At 49.1% G+C, this 21093-nt stretch carries 19 protein-coding genes; 4 read left to right on the top strand and 15 right to left on the bottom strand.

What is annotated here, in order from left to right:
- Window positions 1-3: 3 nt before the first annotated feature.
- Complete coding sequence (locus tag RFF05_RS10325) at window positions 4-954, bottom strand: diacylglycerol/lipid kinase family protein (RefSeq protein ID WP_409967019.1); 951 nt, start codon at window positions 952-954, stop codon at window positions 4-6.
- A 130-nt stretch (window positions 955-1084) separates the two neighbouring features.
- Window positions 1085-2194: a class I SAM-dependent RNA methyltransferase gene (locus RFF05_RS10330; protein WP_409967020.1), complete on the bottom strand. Its 1110-nt coding sequence runs from the start codon at window positions 2192-2194 to the stop codon at window positions 1085-1087.
- A 188-nt stretch (window positions 2195-2382) separates the two neighbouring features.
- Between RFF05_RS10330 and RFF05_RS10335 the strand changes: the two genes are divergently transcribed.
- Window positions 2383-3147 (top strand): TatD family hydrolase, encoded by a 765-nt coding sequence (locus RFF05_RS10335; protein ID WP_409967021.1) that lies wholly within the window; start codon window positions 2383-2385, stop codon window positions 3145-3147.
- A 3-nt stretch (window positions 3148-3150) separates the two neighbouring features.
- A complete protein-coding gene (locus tag RFF05_RS10340; protein WP_409967022.1) occupies window positions 3151-3768 on the top strand; it encodes a TatD family nuclease-associated radical SAM protein in 618 nt (205 codons plus the stop codon).
- Window positions 3769-4019: 251 nt separating this feature from the next.
- Here the strand turns inward: RFF05_RS10340 and RFF05_RS10345 are convergent, their stop codons facing one another.
- From RFF05_RS10345 to RFF05_RS10375, 7 genes are all read right to left on the bottom strand, one after another.
- Window positions 4020-5672, bottom strand: coding sequence for a recombinase family protein (locus RFF05_RS10345; RefSeq protein WP_409966994.1), 1653 nt, complete (start codon window positions 5670-5672; stop codon window positions 4020-4022).
- Between the two features lie 82 nt (window positions 5673-5754).
- Window positions 5755-5976: a hypothetical protein gene (locus RFF05_RS10350; RefSeq protein WP_409966995.1), complete on the bottom strand. Its 222-nt coding sequence runs from the start codon at window positions 5974-5976 to the stop codon at window positions 5755-5757.
- A gap of 10 nt (window positions 5977-5986) precedes the next feature.
- The gene (locus tag RFF05_RS10355) at window positions 5987-7348 is read right to left on the bottom strand and encodes a relaxase/mobilization nuclease domain-containing protein (protein WP_409966996.1); all 1362 of its coding nucleotides are present in this window, start codon (window positions 7346-7348) and stop codon (window positions 5987-5989) included.
- Window positions 7349-7654, bottom strand: coding sequence for a MobC family plasmid mobilization relaxosome protein (locus tag RFF05_RS10360; RefSeq protein ID WP_409966997.1), 306 nt, complete (start codon window positions 7652-7654; stop codon window positions 7349-7351).
- 1122 nt (window positions 7655-8776) lie between these two features.
- Entirely contained in the window at window positions 8777-8992 is a 216-nt protein-coding gene (locus RFF05_RS10365; RefSeq protein ID WP_409966998.1) for a hypothetical protein, read from the bottom strand.
- Window positions 8993-9075: 83 nt separating this feature from the next.
- Entirely contained in the window at window positions 9076-10509 is a 1434-nt protein-coding gene (locus RFF05_RS10370) for a GGDEF domain-containing protein (RefSeq protein ID WP_409967023.1), read from the bottom strand.
- Between the two features lie 281 nt (window positions 10510-10790).
- The gene (locus RFF05_RS10375; protein ID WP_409967000.1) at window positions 10791-11639 is read right to left on the bottom strand and encodes a tyrosine-type recombinase/integrase; all 849 of its coding nucleotides are present in this window, start codon (window positions 11637-11639) and stop codon (window positions 10791-10793) included.
- 226 nt (window positions 11640-11865) lie between these two features.
- Here RFF05_RS10375 and RFF05_RS10380 point away from each other — a divergent pair, with 226 nt between their 5' ends.
- Complete coding sequence (locus tag RFF05_RS10380) at window positions 11866-12075, top strand: Arc family DNA-binding protein (protein ID WP_409967001.1); 210 nt, start codon at window positions 11866-11868, stop codon at window positions 12073-12075.
- A gap of 237 nt (window positions 12076-12312) precedes the next feature.
- On the opposite strand, the gene rpsR is transcribed toward RFF05_RS10380, so the two are convergent.
- From rpsR to RFF05_RS10410, 6 genes are all read right to left on the bottom strand, one after another.
- A complete protein-coding gene (gene rpsR / locus RFF05_RS10385; RefSeq protein WP_409967024.1) occupies window positions 12313-12564 on the bottom strand; it encodes a 30S ribosomal protein S18 in 252 nt (83 codons plus the stop codon).
- Between the two features lie 23 nt (window positions 12565-12587).
- A complete protein-coding gene (locus tag RFF05_RS10390; RefSeq protein WP_409967025.1) occupies window positions 12588-13145 on the bottom strand; it encodes a single-stranded DNA-binding protein in 558 nt (185 codons plus the stop codon).
- A 14-nt stretch (window positions 13146-13159) separates the two neighbouring features.
- The gene (gene rpsF / locus RFF05_RS10395) at window positions 13160-13459 is read right to left on the bottom strand and encodes a 30S ribosomal protein S6 (protein WP_409967026.1); all 300 of its coding nucleotides are present in this window, start codon (window positions 13457-13459) and stop codon (window positions 13160-13162) included.
- A 293-nt stretch (window positions 13460-13752) separates the two neighbouring features.
- Entirely contained in the window at window positions 13753-14001 is a 249-nt protein-coding gene (locus RFF05_RS10400; RefSeq protein WP_409970106.1) for a PBECR2 nuclease fold domain-containing protein, read from the bottom strand.
- Between the two features lie 283 nt (window positions 14002-14284).
- Window positions 14285-17434, bottom strand: a complete 3150-nt coding sequence (locus RFF05_RS10405) for an S-layer homology domain-containing protein (protein WP_409967027.1) — start codon at window positions 17432-17434, stop codon at window positions 14285-14287.
- Window positions 17435-17860: 426 nt separating this feature from the next.
- Entirely contained in the window at window positions 17861-19603 is a 1743-nt protein-coding gene (locus RFF05_RS10410) for a peptidoglycan DD-metalloendopeptidase family protein (RefSeq protein ID WP_409967028.1), read from the bottom strand.
- Between the two features lie 340 nt (window positions 19604-19943).
- Between RFF05_RS10410 and pta the strand changes: the two genes are divergently transcribed.
- Window positions 19944-20924: a phosphate acetyltransferase gene (pta, locus tag RFF05_RS10415; protein WP_409967029.1), complete on the top strand. Its 981-nt coding sequence runs from the start codon at window positions 19944-19946 to the stop codon at window positions 20922-20924.
- Window positions 20925-21093 lie beyond the last annotated feature (169 nt).

The following is a 21093-nucleotide window of genomic DNA, read 5'->3' on the forward strand; positions in this document are numbered from 1 at the left end:
AAATTATGAATAGGCCTTTGCATCTTGGGTTACGGCCACCGTAGCGTTGGGATTTGCCCCTTTGGGGGCAAAAAATCGCAATTTTTCCTTAGCCAAACGCACCACTGCCATGGTAGACTCCACCGACTCCCCATCTAGGCAGACAGTGACATTGGGCTGTTGTGACCGCAATTCCAGCACACGGGGCTGATACAGGGTCACATAGTCGGCGATGTCTTCAAGACGCCCCTCTTTATACTTGGGGAACAGCCGCAAGAAACGATACGTGCCAATACCTTCCACCACAATGGCGTTCAGTTTGCCATCGTCCAGCTGTGCCATAGGCATAGGATTGAATCCGCCGCCATAGTACCGCCCGTTGCACACAGACACCACCGCAAACGCCCCTTGGGTAATCACCCCATCCACCACCAATTGCCACTGACGGCCAATGGGACGCACCCCATGGTACAGCGCCGACATGACGTAACCACCAATGCCAGACATAAAGGGGTATTTGCTAAACTGATGGACGTCCCTACCGATCCGAGCATCCACCCCAAAGCAGGCGATGGACAGCCCATACCGACCGTTGCACTCAATCAAATCCAGCTCCATGGAATCTCCATCCCACAGGTTTTCTGGGTCGGCAAACTTGGCGCTATCTGCCCCAAAATTCCGCAAAAAATCGTTGCCTGTACCAGCTGGAATACACGTTACCTCCGCGTTTTCAAAGCCAACCGCACCTTGCACCACGTAATGCAATGTGCCGTCGCCGCCGCAAGCATAAAACCGCACAGGACGACCTAGACTTGCAATTTGGCGCACCAACTCCGTGGTATGCTGGGCGCTGGTGGTGCGGTGACAGGCGACCGATAAACCATGGCGCTGTGCCAAGGCTTGCGCCATGGGCGCAATGGTTTCTGCTTGTTTCCCCTTCCCAGCGGAGGGATTGATAATGAAAATATGATCCATGATGGTTGCCCCCCCATTTTACATCAAATACCGTTTAAACCCGTAGGGCGGTGGCTTGCCCTCGCCGTCCCTTAACATTGCACCGCACCACGGTGGGGGCAAGCCCCCGCCCTACGCATCTCCGTTTAATTTACCGTCCGTATTGGAACACATCGCACTTGAGCATCCCGTTGTACAGCTTACGACGCTTGTCGGCCACACGACCAAAGGTGCGTTCAAATTCGGTATGAGACGACAGCACCAGCACACGCCACTTGGGTGGCAAGTCTTTCACAGCGGCGCCGAATTGGCGATACAGCTCTTCTGCTTCATGGCGTTCCATAATCCGTTCGCCATAGGGAGGGTTGCAGACCAATTGCCCATACTCGCTGTCACGGTGGAACTTGGTTGCGTCTGCCACTTCAAAGCGGATGCAATCGTCCACACCTGCCAGCTTGGCATTGTGCTTAGCCAGTTCCACAGCCGCAGGGTCAATATCACCAGCCCAGATGTCGTAGTTGCCGTCAAATTCCTTGTCCATGGCTTCGTCGCCAGCTTCTAACCAGATATTTTTGTCCATATTCAGCCACTTTTGAGAGGAAAAGCTTCTATCCAGACCAGGGGCACGGTTCTTGGCAATCAGCGCCGCTTCAATGGCAATGGTGCCAGAGCCACAAAATGGGTCACAGAAGGGGTCTTTACCGCGGTACCGAGACAGGGTCACCAACGCCGCCGCCATGGTTTCTTTCAATGGAGCCACCACCCCTTGGGCGCGGTAGCCACGCTTATACAGACCTTCCCCAGAGGTGTCTAAATACAGCGTCGCCATGTCTTTGACAATGGCAAATTGGATTTGATAGCGAGCCCCAGTTTCGGGCAGGGTTTCCATGCCATAGGCCTGTCCCATGCGCTTGGCGCTGGCCTTTTTCACAATGGCTTGACACGCTGGCACAGAGTGCAAGGTGGAATTGATGCTATAGCCTTTGACAGGGAATTCCCCTTCCTTGGGGATATAATGCTCCCAAGGCAAAGCGGCTACCCCTTGGAACAAGGCTTCAAAATCGGGGGCTGGAAAGCTACCCAATTCCATCAGCACACGGGCGCCACAGCGGAGGTTGACATTCAATCGGGCAATGTCCGCCATGGTACCTTCGCAGTGGACACGGCCATTTTCAGAGCGCACCTCTTTGAGTTGCAAGCGTTTCATTTCGTCAGCCACCAAGGCTTCTAAGCCAAAGAGGCAAGGAACGGTTAATTTCATGGAGTTCTCCTTTGAATTTCATCATAATTGTTATCAGTATACCAGAAAAATCCACCTATTGCAATGAAGTCACCGTGAACACGGTTGTTTTTTCCAAAAAAATGTGATAGGATAAACCAAAACACACCGTAGGGCGGGGGCAAGCCCCCGCCCTACGTATTCAAGCCGTTCAAAAAGGAGCCATTACCATGTTCGACACCCACGCCCATTACGACTCAAACGCATTCAACGACGACCGCCACGACCTGCTCGCCTCCCTGCCAAACCAAGGGGTATCCCTGATTGTCAACCCCGGTTGCGACGTGGAAACATCACAAAAAGCCGTGTCTTATGCCGCCCAATATCCCCATGTGTACGCCGCCGTGGGCATTCACCCCAGCGACTGTGGCGACTGCACCATTGCCGACTTAGACACCATCGCCGCCCTTGCCAAAGCTGACAAAGTGGTGGCCATTGGGGAAATCGGCTTAGATTTCTATTGGAAAGACAACGCCCCCCGCGACGTGCAAGAAGACTTCTTCTGCCGTCAGATTGAGCTGGCGCACTCTTTAGATTTACCCATCATCGTCCATGACCGAGAAGCCCACGGCGCCACCATGGACGTGTTAGGCCGTTACAACGACGTATCTGGGGTGCTCCACTGCTTCTCTGGCAGTCCAGAAATGGCAAAATGGCTCCTAGACCACGGCTATTATCTGGGCTTCGACGGCCCCATCACCTATAAAAACGCGATAAAAGCCAAAGAGGTGATTGCCATCACCCCACTAGAGCGCATTGTCATCGAAACCGACAGCCCATACCTGACCCCTGTGCCCTTTCGCGGCAAGCGCAACGACTCTAGCAAACTTGTCTACGTGGCAGAGACCATCGCCCAGTGGAAAAGGATTTCCACGGAAGAAGTCATCGCCATCACCCGTGACAACGGCAAGCGACTCTTTAAAATGGAGGGTTAAATCATGTCTATGCCTATGACCATCACCTACACCCACGGCGACAATTTATATGTGAATACCACCAATCGCTGTGACTTCGCCTGCACTTTTTGCCTCCGCCACAACGGCAACAACGGCAGCATTTACACCGACAACCTCTGGCTTGAACGCGAGCCTACAAAAGAGGAAATTCTCGCTGACATCCAAAGCCGCGACCTGAACCAATACGCACAGTTGGTGTTTTGCGGCTTTGGCGAGCCGTCTTACCGCATCGACGACATTGGCTGGGTCATCGACCAACTCAAAGCCCAAGGCTGTACCAGCTTCATCCGCATGGACACCAACGGCACCGGCTGCCAGATTCACAACCGCGACATTTGCCCTGATTTTGCAAACCGCTTTGACATGGTGAGCATTTCTTTAAATGCCGAGACGGCGGAACAATACGACGCCATCGTCTGTAGCGACTTCACTGGCTCTTACGAGGCCATGCTGGCGTTTGCCAAAGAAATCCAGAAGTACGTGCCCCATGTTTTGATGACGGTGGTGGACGTGATTGGGGAAGAAGCCATCGAAAAATGTCGCGCTGTGTGCGACAGCGTGGGCGCTGATTTCAGAGTGCGTGCGTATATCGCGGAGTGAAAACAAGAAAATCACGTTTTATTTGGGTTGGTGCAAACTTACGGGAGCGCACTGCGCTCCCCTACGATACATCCCATACCATGGGGAGACGGCGGGGTCAAGACCCCGCGGCTTGACCCCGCACAACGCAACAAAAACCCCACCATCTTTCCCTTGCGTGTCATAAGGACACTTTGGGAAGCAGGGTGCCACAGGAGCAGATTGTGCGTTGCACAGTCTGCCCTTGTGGTTTTTCTGCACTTTTATCGGTACTATGCTGGGATTTCAGTTTTGTTACTTGCTGGCTCAGATACTCGATCTAACAATCCCACATCTCGATAGTGGATGATAATCTCCTGTGGGGCGGTGTGGGAATGCTTTTGGGTGCGTTCGCCCACCTCTACCTTGGCGATGAACAGTCGCAGGATTTCTGCCGTCAGAGTATCTAGCTCGGTGAACCGCTTTGCCTTATCGATGAATTGGCTCACATTCAAAATCGAATTTTGTAGTTCCTCCAATTTGCGTTCCTGTTCTGGGATGGCAGATTGGAGGTTCTTTTGCTCTGTGAGGTAGTCATCACTGAGCTTGCGGAACACCTCGCTTGGGATTCTACCTAGCACGTTGTCCTCGTAGAGTCGTTTGAACAGGGTAGTCAGTTCCTCATTTCGCTTCTCCATCTTTGCCAGTGAACGCTCCGTTGTGGCAATTTCTTTGCGCACCTGTTGATTATTCTTCTGGCTGACCGCTTGTGTGAATTGCCCCTCCTGTGTCCGTGCGTAGTAGGTCACTCGTTGGAGGTCATCCAAGAGGATGGCTGCCAGCTGATGCTCTCGAATGTAATGGGCGGTACAGCAGTCCTTACCCTGTCGCTTATAGGTGCCACACATGAAATTGTTTTGACTCGCCTTCATGGTGTGGGCACGATGGAGCACCAAAGGTTTACCACAGTCTTTGCAGACAATCAACCCAGAGTAAATGTTCTGTTCCTGCATATTATTACGGCGACGCTTTCGCTTGCGAATCTCCTGCACAATGTTCCAAGTTTCCAAGTCGACAAGTGGCTCATGGGTATTTTCGGTACGCATCTGCTCACTCTCTGGGCGGAGGATTTGCTTCTTGTTTTTGTAGGACACAGAGGTATGTTTCAAACTGATGGTGTGTCCTAGATACACCTCATCCTCCAAAATTCTGGCAATATGCGTACACTTCCATTTGCTATGGCTATAAGAAGTCTGGCTCACCAAGATGTCTTTATGCTTTTGATAATAGTGGGCAGAAGGGATGGGGATACCCTCTGCATCGAGGGCATTGGCGATTTGATTAGGTCCCTTACCACTCATACACAGTGTGAAGATTTTCTGAACAACCAGACTGCTTTCGGGGTCGGGGACAATCTTTCGCTTGGGGTCAGCAGGGTCTTTCTGGTATCCGTAGGGTGGTTTACCACCCATCCTTGCGCCAGTCTCAGCCTTGGCACGAACAGCGGCACGACCTTTTTTACTGCAATCTTTTGCATACCACTCATTGATGATATTTTTGAAGGGTGTAAACTCGTTGTCACCATAGAGACTATCCACCCCATCGTTCATGGCGATGAAACGGACACCTTGGCTGGGGAAGAGAATTTCGGTATAGTGCCCCACCTGAAGATACTCTCGTCCGAAACGGCTCATGTCCTTGACGATAATCGTTGCCACCTGCCCATCCTCCACCAATCCCAGTAGTTCTTGAAAGGCTGGGCGATTGAAGTTGGTGCCTGAATAGCCGTCATCGCTGAGGAACTTTAAGTTTTCAAAGCCGTTGTCCTTTGCGTACTTCTCCAGCATCAGTCGTTGATTTTGGATGGAGTTGGAGTCTCCTTGGGAGCCATCATCTTGGCTCAGTCTTGCATATAAAATGGTGTATTTCTCGCTTGCGTTTTTCATACATTCTCCTTTCTGGCAAGCTGAATACGGCACTTCTAACATACCGTATTCGCTGCCGAATGTCTAGTGATTTTAGGTGATTTCAGATGTCTTTCCCAGACAGTTCCACCAGCTTGAGCATCTGGTCGAGGGGTGTCTTGGGTGTGGGATTTGGGAAGATGGAGCGGACGATGAAGGGCTTGCCGTCCACCCAGAGTTCCCTCTGGGTGGTGGTGTGGGTGTCCAACATGGTCACGCTCTGGTCTGGGAACAGGGTGATGAGTTTGCCCTGCTTGTGGGCAATTTGAGGTTTGTTGTTTGGCATAGGGTTCTCCTTATCTTTCTTGTTCTCGCTTGCGAGATTGTTGGGGTGGTTCTATGGTTGCCAGTTCGCTTTTAATGCGAGGAATGTTTTCCTCGATCTGCTGGCACATTTTGAGGGTTTTTCGGGTTTCTCTAAGCTCTCGATTGATGGTGGCAATCTCTTGGTAAAGATTACTTTTCTCCTGCAGGAGCTGTTCCTTGGGGATACCACACTCTGCGAGGAGTGTCACGGCTTGGCGGTGGCGATCCTCGTCCATGGGAGCAAGGGATTCCACGTTGGCAAGGGCGGCGAATAACTTTGCCTTCTTTTTCTTCTGGACGTTGAGGATGGTGCGGTGTTTCACCTGCTTGGCGAGGGTTTTCTCTGTGCTAGACACGAACAGTTTCATTTCCTCTGAGGTGGTAATTTGATGGTCACGGAGGAATGCAAATTGTTCTCGATACCGCTCAAATTCCATGATTGCCACCTTGGTCTGAGGGGTCAGCCGCTTTGGATATTCCTGCTTTTCCACTTTTCCCAACACATAGAGGTAGTGGTAATAGAGTGCCACAAAGCCCCTGTGTCGGGGGTGTTTCTTGGGTGGGGTGTACGCTGGATGAGGGATGACAATGGGGCGGACACCGCTTGCAATGGCCTCACCGATGCCGTCAATGGTGGCTCGGATGCCGTCCTCGGTAAACTGTGGGTTGCGTCGGCAAGGGTATTGGTATCGCTCCTGCCCTCGCAGGCGAAAACCCAAACGGTTGCCGTGTTTCACCTCATAGCCCATGTGCTCCATCAGCATGAGGAAGTTGCCGAAGTCCACCGCATCCTCGACAGCTTGCTTTAGGTCGGATTCCAGCATACTGCGGAAGGTTGGCTGTCCTTTGGATTGGCGGAGCCATTCGGCATAGGACAGGGATTGCTGGGGCGCAGGGTTTTCAATCACAGACAGCCCATGTTCACGGCAAAGTCTGTCCGATATGGCACGGATTTGGGTGTAATACGTCCGTGCGTTGGAGTGGTATTTTTGCCCCGTTCCCACCGCCACCGAATTGAAAATCAGGTGGGAGTGGATGTGGTCACGATCAACGTGGGTGGCCATCACCACCTCGAAGTCCCCCAGATGCTCACGGGCGAAAGTCTGGGCGACCTCTAACGCCAACTCAGGGGTAATCTCGTCCGGCTTGAAGGATTGAATCAGATGGTAATACTGCACCCCTCCCAGTTTGCTGTATCGCTCCTTGGTGTCCATCATCTGTTGCGCTGCCAGAGTTGGGTCGCAATTTTGATAGGCGGTCAGCACCTCGTGTTCCGTTTTGTCACCGTTGAGGATGTAGTCCACACCCACCTTCGGATGGCTCTTGCGAGCCAGAATTTTAGTGACTGCCATTTAGTTATTCACCACCTTGTCGAGCTTTTTATAGACTTCGTTCAGAAGCAGAAGCCCTTGCTTGGCATCCTCTGGACTGGCGATGCCAGCGTTGACGCTCCGTGCGATTTGGTTGATGTTGTTGCCGATACTGTGAATCTCTCGGCGGAGCTCCTGTATCTCTGCGGTGGGACGAGGGCGCACCTCCTTACCCTCGATGTATCGGGTAAGGAAGATACGCTTGGACAGTCCACAGGTTTTGGATTTTTCGCTCAGCAGTTGGTACTGCTCTGGGGTTAGCTCGATGTGGAGATGGTGGAGTTTCATGGAAGGTTCCTTTCTAGGGTGAATTTTCCGCCAACAGGCGGCATATGGGGTCAGGGGTTTCCCCTGCTGGCGCAAAACTGTACAGTTTTGCTATGCTTGCAGAGAAACCGCCCACGGGCGGTGGGGGAAATGAGGGTAAATGCGTCGGTAGACCGCCCTTAAACTACCGACGCACCGACGCAGATTTGAACTTAAAGCTGTGGGGAGCAAGGGGTTCAATGTGACACCTAGGATTCAGTTTTCAAGGTACAGTAGGGGTTACATTGAACCCCTAAAAGGGCATAAAAAGGTCACCCGATTTTCATCGAGCGACCTTTCAAATATGTTATTTCCTATGTAATTATCATCCGCACACCAAAAGGTGCGCAATCCAGTATTAGTATGAGCCTATTGCTTTGAGAGTTGTGGTCTTCAACAAGAGAACAAATGTTCCCTATTCGGTTGTAGCCACAGCATAACATACTCCAAAAGCAGAGTCAATAGCTGTGTGGGAATTTTTTTGAAAAACTTTTTTAGGCACAAAAACAGGGTTTGGCAATATTGCCAAACCCTGTTTGATAAGGCTTGGGCAACGTTGCCCAAGCCTGTGGAGTAGCAATGAATACCGCTTCTGGCAATGTTGCCAGAAGCGGGTCTGACAACATTGTCGAACCCGCTTTTGCGCTCCAGAGACAGGGGTTGACAACGTTGTCAACCCTTACTCGGAGGAACCTTTGGCAATCTTGCCAAAGGTTAGATGATGGACATTCTGACAACACCGTCTGGAAGTTGCGAGCGCTTCTGACAGTGTTGTCAGAAGCGGTAGTGCGGAAAAAAGGGGTGACAGCGTTGTCACCCCTTCAAGCGACCAGAGCGGGTTTGGCAACGTTGCCAAACCCGCTTGCTTAACAATCACTCTGATCTTGGGATTGCCGCTTTGGGCAGCGTTGCCCAAAGCGGTACACGTTGCTTTACGTGGGGCAAAGGAGTTAACTGGGGTCACGAGCCGATCCACCCCCATCACCGCCCACACAGGGCTACAACGGGGGCGACAGGGGCGACTGTGGTGAGTTTCTCCTACTCTCTTAGGTAGGGTTCGATTTCCGCTGACGATACCTCCGCCATCAGCCTTGCGCTGTTTCTTTAAATGAGTGCTTGATAGGCTCGATATTCCTCGCAATATCGAGCCAATGTATGTTCTAGTTCTTCGGGCGTATTGCACTGGATCAGCTCCAATTCTTCGTCGTCCTCTGTTCCAAAGGTGACCAGATAGCCGTTTCCCTGTTGCGAAACATGGCAGAAATCATCCTCTACCAAATAGTTGTGAAATTCCTTTAAGACCTGTTGAAATGTCCGCATTTTCCACCGTTTTCCCTTTCATTGTGCCACATGGCCTTTATTATATGGTGATTAAATTGTTAGCACACGTTATCACAAGTGTTTTATACCTCATTTGCAGATTGATTTTCTGCAAAAATGGAAATCTTTTTATCTGTATTCTTAGCGATATAAAGTGCATGGTCTGCTTTTGAAAACAATGTCTCGTAAGATTCTCTTGTCTGGTTAAATGCAATCCCTATACTGACGCTCACCTCTACTCCGCTTCTTTTTGTTCTATGTTCAATATCCTTTTGAATTTGAGTGGCTTTATTCAACGCATCTTGCTCAAATTCCATGGTTGTCAAATACACTAAAAATTCGTCACCACCAATACGTCCCACAACGTCCACCGTTCTAGTACAGAATCTTAGAGAGTCTGCAACATCTTTTATTACGACATCTCCTACTGCGTGTCCATACGTATCATTCACTGCCTTGAATTTATTGATATCAAGCACCATCAATGTTCCCTTGAGCGATAATTTTCGCTTTACTACCATTTTGGTCGTCACCTTATCGTATAGTTTCGTTGCATTATCTTGGTGTGACTTTATATAAAGTGGCCTACCTATGAAGTAGCATGTAAATATCAAAATCAATGTGTATACTAGCAATATCAACGGCAATCCATCCCTAATTACTTCATCATTAGTAGTCGATTTAATATACGACCCTAACCATTTATTTGATAGTTCTTCATAGGCACCTGTATTATTTATCTCTGACAATGCGTTATTTATGTTCTGTTGTAATTCTACATTGCTCTTATCAATGCCTAACGCAAATGCCTCTGTATCAAAAATTGCACTAACCGCAACGATCTCTGTATATCCTGCGTCATGTATCATGTAGTTTATGATGGCATACACACCAATGATATAATCCACTTCACCACACATAATCGCTTCAAAAGCGTCTGTATAAGAATCATATTCAATAATTTGAGTAAACCCAAACTGCATATGCAAATCAGATTCTACTGGCGAATCTACCACTCTTGCCACTTTCGTTTCATAAAGGTCCTGAATGGTGCCATAATCGTGTAATCCAAATAACACCACTCGATGTTTGCCAGTTGGCGCACTCAACAAAAACACATCTTCAAATTCTGAACTATAATTTACATTACAAATAATATCTGCTTCGCCTGAAACCATCTTTTCAATACACGCATCACGTGGTAATAGTTCTATGTCGATATTCATTTCTAATTCGTTGGCAATCAAATTTACTAATTCAATATTGTAACCTGATAATTCTCCATCATCATCCACAAAAGAATATGGTGCAAAATTTTCTCTAGCAACAACAGTAAGTGTTTCATCATAAGTATGATTGGCTTGATATCCCATCTCTGGTTTAGTATAAATCAAAGTATTACTTACAACGATTATAATACCCCCTATAAAACAGCACAAAAAAGCCACCATTATTATCTTGGGTGATTTTTTTGACAGCCCCTTTAATACAAGCATTTTATTTGAAATACGCTTCACAAAACACACCTCTTTTCATTTCTGAATTTTCTCGTTCTATCACATAACTTTTCTTATGTGATAGAATGAATCAACAAAAGGAGTTCATCCAATTAAACGGAAACAAAAATAACGCACTACAACCAGAGCGATTAACAATTTGTTAAATCGCTCTATTTGTGGTGCATTTGGATATATTTTTTTGTGATAACCCTTGAATTTTTCAATCTATCGTGATAGAATATCTCCTAAGTATTGGAATTTATTGCAGTGCTATGTCACATAAGAAAAGTTATGTGATGTTATGGTATCCAGTAGGCCAGCTGCATTTTATCCATCTGTCGTGCGTGTTTTCGCCCTGTTTCAATTGTATACATACGAGTGGTATTGATACTACTGTGACCTAAGATGTCAGCCAGACGGCTGATGTCTTTTTCTATTTTGTAGTAGGTGCGAGCAAAGAGGTGGCGCAGATTGTGGGGAAACACCTTATCGGGTGACACGTTGGCCTTTTTGCAAAGATTTTTCATCATGCGCCAGATGTTAGAGCGATCCAGTGGCTTGTCCGACTTCGAGCGGAAGATGCACCCCGACGAAATCTCCTGTTCGTTGCAGTAACGCTTGAGCATACGGCACAGCTCTTTGGGCAGAAAAATCGTGCGAGTTTTCCCCTTGCACATCACGGTGGTACGCCCTGTATGGGTGGCAGAAACGGTAATGTGTTGCAGTTCGGACACCCGAATTCCCGTGGAGCAGATGGTCTGAATGAGAAGTGCCAGCTTGCGGTTTTGTCGCTGTTCAGCGGTGGCGATGAGCCGCTGATATTCTCGCTGGGTCAGTTCCTTTTCTGGCTTGGAAAAGATGTCCCGCTGAATTTTCAGTGGCTTCACTTTATACTGGGGGACTCCTAGCCAAGTCAAAAAGCCGTTGACAGCCGCCAGCATCGAGTTGACGCTGGCGGGTGCATAGCGAGATAGCAGATGCTCTTTGAAGGACAGCACCAGTGGTTTGGACAGTTCCTGTGTATTTGAAAATACAAGAAACACACTGATGTCGTGGCAATACTTCTGGATGGTGTTTGGGCTCCGATCTTCCTCGTGAAGATAAGCCTCGTACTGGGTTAGCGATTCAAGGTTGAACATTGTTGTCATGGGAATTTCCTCCTTCTATTGGTGTCTCTATTTTTAACAGATTAGAAGGAAAAATTCTAGAGTTATCACCGTGCAAGATTATCGAGAAGGCTATCCCTACATATAGCAAACGCAATTCACAGCAATCACCTCCCCAGAATTGTAGATACGCAGTATATCTATAACTCCCATCATACACCAAAATAGATATAAAATAAATACACAATATATCTAATGAGGTGAGGAAATGGCAGTGAAGAGCGTATCAATTCGCATAGAAGAAGAAATGTTAGAAAAAATCGGCTATGTAGCGGACTATGAAGGACGATCCGTTAACAGTCATATTTTGGTGCTAATTCGTGAAAGTATCGCCAAATTCGAAGCAGACCAAGGTGTCATCGAAGGAGCAATCTCTCCCGATGTGAATGTGAAACCTCCACGCAAACAAGGCGGCTGATACTTCACGCACCAGCAGCCCTGTTCTTGATAATAATAGCAAACCGATTGAGTAGCCCATGGGTGCTCAATCGGTTCATCGTTTTATATATAATTGTTTAGCAAAATTATTCTATTATTAAAACACAAGGAAGGCACCGAGCAAAAACTCGGTGCCTTCCTTGTTGCCGTATTTAGCTTGCCCACAAATTGTCCTTGTGAGACGTACCACTTCGATGGTGGGGTTTCATATTGCAATTTATTCTGCAACGTAGGGCAGCAAAGCAACTTGACGAGCACGTTTGATGGACTCAGTCAATTCACGTTGGTGCATAGCGCAGGTACCAGTGGTACGACGGGGCAAAATCTTGGCGCGTTCAGAAATGAAACGGCGCAGTTTTGCAGCATCTTTATAGTCGATGAACTCAGCCTTGTCAGCGCAGAATTGGCAAACCTTGCGGCGCTTACCACGCATGGGGCGAGCAGAACGAGAATCACGATCGAAAGCCATAATGGGGAACCTCCTTTATAATATCAAAATGGCAAGTCGCCATCTTCTTCTCCGATTTCGCTGAAACCGGAAGAACCACCCATGGGTGGATTGTTGTATGCTGGTGCTTGGTTGAAAGAGGGTTGTTGGTTGTAAGATGGTTGTTGATTATAACCGCCTTGAGGTTGGTTATAGCCGCCACCTTGTTGGCCGTAGCCCCCTTGATTGCCTTGGTTGTAGCCACCACCTTGAGGTTGGTAGCCGCCGCCTTGGCCATTATCACGCTTAGATTCACCGAAATGAACATTGTCGGCAGTGACTTCCGCACTTCTGCGTTTGTTGCCGTCTTTGTCAGTCCAGTCACGGATTTGCAAACGACCTTCCACAATGGCCATAGAGCCTTTGGTGAAGAATTTTGACACAAATTCCGCATTCCCACGCCAAGACACGCAGTCGATAAAATCGGTTTCACGCTCGCCGTTTTGACTTTTAAAGTCACGGTCAACAGCCAACGTGTAGCGAGTGACAGCGGTGCCATTTTCCAAGCGACGCAGTTCAGGATCTCGGGTCAAGCGACCCATAATGATAATTTTGTTGAGCATACGTTACACGCTCCTTACTCGCCTTTGCAGACAGTCAGAAAACGCATAATGCCGTCAGTGATACGCAGCACACGTTCCAGTTCCTTGGGGAAGGAAGGGTCGCTGGTGAAGTTCATCAGCACATAGTAGCCTTCGGTTTTGTAGTTGATAGGGTAAGCCAGCTTGCGGTTGCCCCATGCTTCTACAGAGATTGCTTCGCAACCTTTGTTTGCTGCCAGAGTTTCGAACTTTGCGATTGTAGCCGCAATGCCTTCTTCACCCTGTGCAGGGTCGATGATATACATCAACTCGTAATTGGCAGATAGTTTTGCCATCTTTTGCACCTCCTTTTGGACAAATGGCCCTCACTCTTTTGTTGAGGGCAAGGATTTGCTTGCTAAAACTGCAAGCTATACTATTATATATGATTATTTGGAAATGTCAAGTGTTTTTTGAGATTTTTCTAAAAAAAAGCGTCCCATCACTGGGACGCTTTGGGGCATTAGGATGGGCGGTGTATCCATCATCTCAGATACTCTCAAAAAAGAGTGCGTCGGGAACCATTTCCGAACCTCTAAGCCCAAAGCAAGTATATTGCTATTTGATTATAATTATGCAAGCAAAAGCTTTATTTGTCAATGTCTTTTTCATATATCTTCAATCTTCCGCTGTAAAGACGACGTTCCACTTTGGAACTTTGTATGTCGTAAATACTGGCAACATACAAATAGTCTCGGCTTTTATCAAATTTCACGCCCACAAGCACATTGTCATCTAACACTTTAATCAATTCAATGCTTTTCCCCTGCTCTTTTGGATTTACACCGATATAATCAGGAGATTGTATAATGTCAGATAATCGCTCTATGTATTTCAGACAATTTTGGTGGCCACTTTTTCATGTGTGCAGGCAAACCAATTCCAGAATAATAGATTTTTTCACAGGTAGTTGGATATTCAGCACTTCATTGAATTTCGATGTATATTCTCCAACTTCTTTCAATCTACCACCCCTGTTCAATCATATTATAACAGACGCTTGCGAATAATGCAAGCGTCTGTTGCCCACGCCACGGAGGACGGAGCGCAAAAAAACCACCGCTCGTGAGAGCGGTGGTTTCTTGTATCACGTGAACACGAATGTGTCTGGGTGATGGGGATTAGGAAGCTGCGGTAAAGGAAATCTTGATGACAATATCATCGCCACTTTTATCAGCATCAAAATCAACATCGATTTCAGTAGCAGCGTCGTAGCTGTGAGTAGTAGTAGCAGCGCCAGTCAAGTTTTCTGCGCCATCTGTGATTTCAACTTTCAATTCAGAAAGGCTCACAATAGAAGCAGCCACAGTCAGCTTGAAGTTGATGCTGGTAGCGTCATACAACACATAGTCTTCAGCTTCAACCAGCCAGTTTTTGCTGGAAGCAGAAACGTCGCCATCAGCATCCAAGGTCACAGCAACATAACCAGAGGTGTAGGTATAACCATCAACCAACTCTTCGTCAGAGTCAACTGCATAGTAGCCGACTTCAGCGTCGTCACCGTCTTGGACATACACATAGGTGCCGTCGTTTTCCAAATCCAAGTCAGCGATGGTATCTTCTTCGTCGAAATCGGTCACTTCGTCGCCATCAACGGTGATGGTGATGTCGGCAGGAGCGGAGTCAGAATTTGCATCAGCCTTATCGCTGGTGACGTCGCTCACATACAGGTACAGGGAGACGATGGTTTCACTATCGTCGTCGTCTGCAACAACGTACAGAGTACCAATTGCATAGTAGTCGTCCATAGCCTTAGACAGGTTCTTAGCAGAAGAGTAGGTGCTCACTTCGTAGTCAGCGTTGTCGTCGTCCAACAGTTCGTCGACACCGTCACCAACAATCATGAACAATTCAGCATCGGAACCAGCATAGAAGTCATAGTCATCGTAGTTAGAGACTTCAATCACGTCGCCAGAGTAATCGATTTCAGAACCATTCAAGGTCAGAACGTATTCGCCGTCGGAAGGATCGTTGTAGATACGGTCAGCATCAGAGAAGTAACCGTCAGAGGTTTCTTCCAAGCCACCATACAGCATGCCAACGGTCAAGGAGATTTCGGAGATAATGTCAGTTTCTTCGCCATCCAACAAGACAGTGTATTCATACACGGTGTCGTTATTGCTATCAACGGTCTTGCCGTCGTAGTCCAGAACGAACATGTAGTCAGAAGCGGAGTTGCCAGAGCCGTCGATATCAGCTTCAGAAGCGTCAACGAACACGAATGCAGCATAGCTGCCGTCCATCAGTGCCCACAGTTCGCCCTTGCCGTCGATGTCAGGCACGTTGGAGATGCCAGTGTACACGAACACGTCGCCATCTTCGTCCACGATTACGAACAAGGTGTCGCTATCGCCACGGATGATATTGCTACCGTCGATAGTTGCATCCTTAGCAAATTGAACGGTACCGTTTTGAACCAGATATTCGCTAGAAGCGGAGGTAGCATGGTACAGGACAACGTTGCCGTCGTCATCCATGTAGTCGTCTTCTACTTCGCACAGGTCATAAGTGCCGTCGCTGTTGGTGGTATAAGCATACCATTGTTTGCTGTAGTTGGTGTTAGCGTCATCTTCGTCGTCGAATTCATCATCTGCGTCGTCGTCATAGACTTCGTCCAGTTCGATTTCAGCATAGGTGCCATCTGCGAAGTATGCAGCTGCATAGTAAGTGGTGCTAGAGAAGTTTTCGTTGGTGTCGAATTCATCAACGAACACATAGCGGTCAGCTGCAACAACAGCTTCGTCAACATAGATGACGTTGCCTTGTTCGTCCAGAACCAGAGTTGCGTCTTCGCCTACGTCGAAGCTGGCGGTGGTGTCTTCGCAGTTAGCAGAGTAGTAATACTTGCTGCCGTCCACGCTCACAGAAGTGCCAGAGGTGTAGGTGGTGACTTCGCCAGTGATGGTTTCAGCCAAAACAGCAGTTTGGATGTCGCCCTTAGAAATGGTGACCAAGATGTAGTCGCCATCTTCAAAGTCTTCTACATACACGTCATCGTTGTCGATGGAGGATTGCAGAGAATCGCTGTAATCGCTGTCGTCAGAACCATCAAAAATGCTAGCATATTTGGTGGAAATGAAGTCAGCATAGTAGTTGTCGTCCACTTCGTCGATGTCCAGTTCTTCGTCATCGTCGTCGTAGTCGTCAGCAGCTTCCACCAAGTAGGTGTTGATGATGCAGATGGTCACGTTGTCATCGTCGTCAACAAACACGTCGGTGTTAGAGCCACGTAAAGCAACCTTAGTAGAAGAGTCTTCCTTGACGAAATCGTCGATGTCAAAATCATCTTCATCAATCAGATAACCGTCGATGTAGACAGTCAAATAATTTTCTTCATCGTCAGATTGATCCAGATCGTCGTACACGTCTTCGGTGATTGCTTCAAAGATGTCGTCCTTGGTGGTGTTGCCAACGAAGGATTCAACCAGATTGTCATAGTCAACATAGGTGCCGATGTCGTCGCCATCGTATTCCCAAGTCACTGCAGGACGGCCGAATGCGTCGGTGTCGTCTACAGTCTTTTCCAGCTTGGTGAAGTATTCTTCGCAGAATTGCATGTACAGGTCACCGTCGTCGGAGCCACGATAGTCGTCAGACTTCTCGTTAGTAACCTTGCTGTAGGTAGAAGAGGTGGAGATGGAGATGTCGCCCACAACAATGCTGGTGGTGCTATCATATTCAACCATGGTAGCTTCCAGAGTGTTCAGAGCGTACAGGCAAGCTTCTTCACGGGTCAGAGCAACAGAACCCACATAGTCTTCGTTGCCGTCTTCCAGACCCATGGAAACTGCCAACTTAGCAACGCTGACAGACCAGTTGTCGCCAGTGAAGCCTTCGATGGTGGAGTCATAACCCAGAGCGCCCAACAGCATCTTCATGAATTGGAAGCCGGTGACTTCGTTGCTGGGGTAGAAGTAACCGTTGCTGTAACCAGAAACGATGCCTTCTTTTGCGCAGTATGCGATGTAGCCAGCGAACACGTGGTCAGCGGATACGTCGGGGAACACTGCAGCGTCAGCGCCCAGAGCGCCTGCGGTGGTGGGCCCAAGGATCAGGTTGCAAATGATTTTGCAAGCTGCGCCACGGGTCAGGGTTGCGGTGGGGTCGAAGGAACCATCAGTGTAACCAGAGATGATTTCCATCGCATACATCACGTCGACTGCTTCTTCATAAGTAATAGAAGCGTCATCAGAGAAGGATGCGGAGGCAGAGATGGTAACCAAAGACATGGTCATCACCAGAGCCAGTGCCAGAGAAAGGAACTTCTTCATAGGACTTAGTCCTCCTTTAAATAATCAGGCGTGGTTCCCTCGTATGGCGTTAGACTGCTAGCACTAGGGCTAGCCATAACCACTGCTAGACACCCAAAGCCAGCGGAGCTCCCCCCACCTGTTAGGGCATACTTTACCATGGGATTTTTCCCCTGTCTATGGATTTACTGGAAGTGTAACACAAGGGAAAAGGGGGGGCGATTTTCGATTGATTTGCGTAATGGGAAGGTGATAAATCGCGGTGAACATTGGTGCGGACGATGGGGCTTGCCCCCGCCGTTTCCGCCCCGCACGCACCGTGGATAGGTGCAGGGCGGCGATGTTGCAACCCATGGGGACGGACGCGCAATGCGCGCCCCTACGGTGCGTGGTGTGCGCAAAAAGGCCACCGTCTTGCAACGGTGGCCTTTTTTTACATTCATTCACTTATGGCAAATAGCTCAAGGGGTTCTTGGCGGTGCCGTTATAGCGGATTTCAAAGTGGCAATGGTTGCCAGAGGACACGCCAGTGGAGCCCATCTTGGCGATTTGTTGCCCCTTATAGACCTTATCGCCCACGCTGACCAGCAGACTGCTGTTATGACCATAGCGCGTGGTATAGCCATTGCCGTGGTCGATTTCCACCAGATACCCATAGCCGCTTTGCCAGCCAGCATAGGTAACGGTGCCACCGTCGGCGGCGTAGATGGCAGTGCCATAGCCGTTGGCGATGTCCAAACCTTGGTGATAGGTAGACGCACCAGAGAATGCGCTTCGATAGCCAAAGTAAGAAGTAATGGTACCCGAGGTGGGCCAGCGGAAGGAGCCAGTGGCCATCCAAGTGGGACGTTCCATGGTGCCTTGCAGGCGTTGCTCGGTGACAGGGTCTTCCAAGTTGACAGAGGACAAGACGGTACGCGAGACTTCCACGCCGTTGACATAGGTGACGTTTGCCACGGTGTCGGCGGTGCCGTTAGACCCAGCAGAGGTGACGGAATAGTCGCCTTGGTACATGGACGCGCTGTCGGTGTACTCAATGGCATAGGGCACTTGTGCCACATAATGCTCACGCTGTTGGACGGTGACCGTCAAATAAGGGACAGCGGTGGAGATGGTGAGCACGTCACCGATGGCCAGCTTGTCAATGTTATAGCCCGTGTTCATCAAGAGCAGTTGGTCGGAGGTTAAATCATGGGCATAGGCGATGGCGTTCCATGTGTCACCAGAGACCACGGTGTAGGTCACTTCGCCAGCTTTGGTGCTGTAGAGAATTTCGGCGATATAGCCCAAGTTGACGATTTGCTCGTCTTGGATGTATTCTTTGACCACTTCCACCTCTTCTGCAAATTCGCAGGAGATGGTGTCTTCGTTCATGACGGTGGATTTCACTTGGTCCAGCAATTCTTCCAGCGCACCGTCATAATAGGTGGCGCCGATGAACTCGCCGTCTACATATAAACAGTATCCTTCTTGCACCAGACCGATGGCATCAGCCACCTCTTCCACCACAGCTTCAGGCTCCACAATGTCGGTGCGGAGGATGAACTCAGAGGTGTATTCCACTTGAGTGGCATCAAGGGTAAAGGCTTCGCCCAAGGCACTAGAGGTGGATTGCTCCACTTGGGTGATGATTTCTTCCGCCACAGTCTCAGAGGCCACCACCGCCTTCACTTCCCCATACTGGACAATGGTGCCCATGGTATAGAGGGAGAAAAACACAGTGACCCCAGCCATTACGGCAGAGGAGGTTAAAAATGCCGCCACGTGCCATGGCTTGCGCCGTGTTTTGGGCATTTTATGTTGCAAGGTAGCAATCTTGCCCAACAGATGCCGCACTCCATTACCCACAGCGTTGGTGACGATGGGCAAACCAGACAGGGCGAAATACACCAACTGCAAGGCAGCGTGGTTGGTTTCAGGGAAGCGTTTGGTTTTCAGCTCATGAATCCCCTTGACCAGATTGCAAGGCACGCCCATCAAAAAGCGCAGTGCCTTCCAGACGGAAAAGCCATCTTTCTCGGCGGCGCAAGCGTCCACTTCTTCCATGAAGTTAATCATGCTATGACCCATGGCACTGGCAGAGGAGGCCACAGTGGCTTGGATGTTTTTTATGGTGTCGATACAGCGCTTCCACAGGGTGTTCCCTGCAGAGGCGGCTTGGCGACTGGGTGTCTTCCGTTCGTCCTTCATTCAGAACTCCTTCAGATTTTATTAAATGTATGTTAAAAGTAACAATTTGTTACCAATTGCTATTTTACCTCTTTTTTGCCCATCCGTCAAGCCCCTAGGTATTGGGGTGTTTACCGAAGTTTACCACATAATTTAGGGATTTTAGCATCAGACTTACTAAATTTAGTGAATTTTTTAACATTGTGCGCGTTTTCTGTGGTTTTCTTGAGAAACCCACGACTTTGTTTAAAATTTGTCACACTTTTTTGCGTTTTTGCATTGACCCACAGGCTCAGAAGTGTATAATAGTGGTATCAAACCACGCCGCCGTATTCTGACGGCATGATAGAAGGAGACGACTATGTTCGATTTTTTAATTCACAAACTGAAAGCACACCCCCGTAAAATTGTCTTCACTGAAGGCACCGATCCCCGCATTTTGGAAGCCTCCGCACGGCTTTTGTCTGGTACCTTTTTGACCCCCGTGCTGGTGGGCGATACCGCTGCCGTGAAGGCCGCCGCCGAATCCGAAGGTTTCAACGTCCGTGGCGCTGAAATCCTCGACCCTGCCACCTTCCCTGAAATGGATAAAATGGTGTCTGAAATGGTGGCACTGCGCAAGGGCAAAATGAGCGAAGAAGACTGCCGCAAGGCACTGTCTAAGGGCAATTACTTTGGCACCATGCTGGTGAAAATGGGCTACGCTGACGCATTGTTGGGCGGCGCAACCTACTCCACCGCCGACACTGTGCGCCCTGCCTTGCAACTGATTAAAACCAAGCCCGGCAACAAGGTTGTGTCCTCTTGCTTTATTTTGGTGCGCCAATCTGCAACGGGCGAAAACGAAGTGCTGGCTATGGGCGACTGCGCCATCAACATCACCCCCAACGCAGAAGAACTGTGCGAAATCGCCATCGAAACTGCCGCAACCGCCAAAACCTTCGGCATCGATCCCAAGATTGCCATGCTGAGCTACTCCACCCACGGTTCTGGCAAGGGTCCTGACGTGGATAAGATGCGCGAAGCCGCCGCTTTGGTGCAAGAACGCGCACCCCAAATCGCCATCGACGGCGAACTGCAATTCGACGCCGCTGTGGCACCCCGTGTGGCTCACACCAAGTGCCCTGATTCCCCTGTGGCTGGTCACGCCAACACCTTCATCTTCCCCGACATCAACGCTGGTAACATCGGCTATAAAATCGCCCAACGTTTGGGTAACTTTGAAGCTTACGGCCCTGTGCTCCAAGGCTTGAACGCACCCATCAACGATTTGTCTCGCGGCTGTAATGCTTTGGAAGTCTATTCCATGGCCATCATCACCGCTGGTCTGTGCGAAGACTAAGGATGTGACGGACGACCAGAGGTCGCCCATACAACCCCCAACGAACGCAAAAAAACCACCGTCGTATGACGGTGGTTTTTTATGTTATACAATATTGTTTCACCCGATAGATGTAGGGGAGGGGTTCCATCCCCTCCCGTGCCTGCGGACGAGGATGGAACCTCGCACC

It is taken from the genome of Bengtsoniella intestinalis (genome assembly GCF_039719005.1).
Classification (GTDB): Bacteria; Bacillota; Clostridia; order Oscillospirales; family Oscillospiraceae; genus Oscillibacter; species Oscillibacter intestinalis.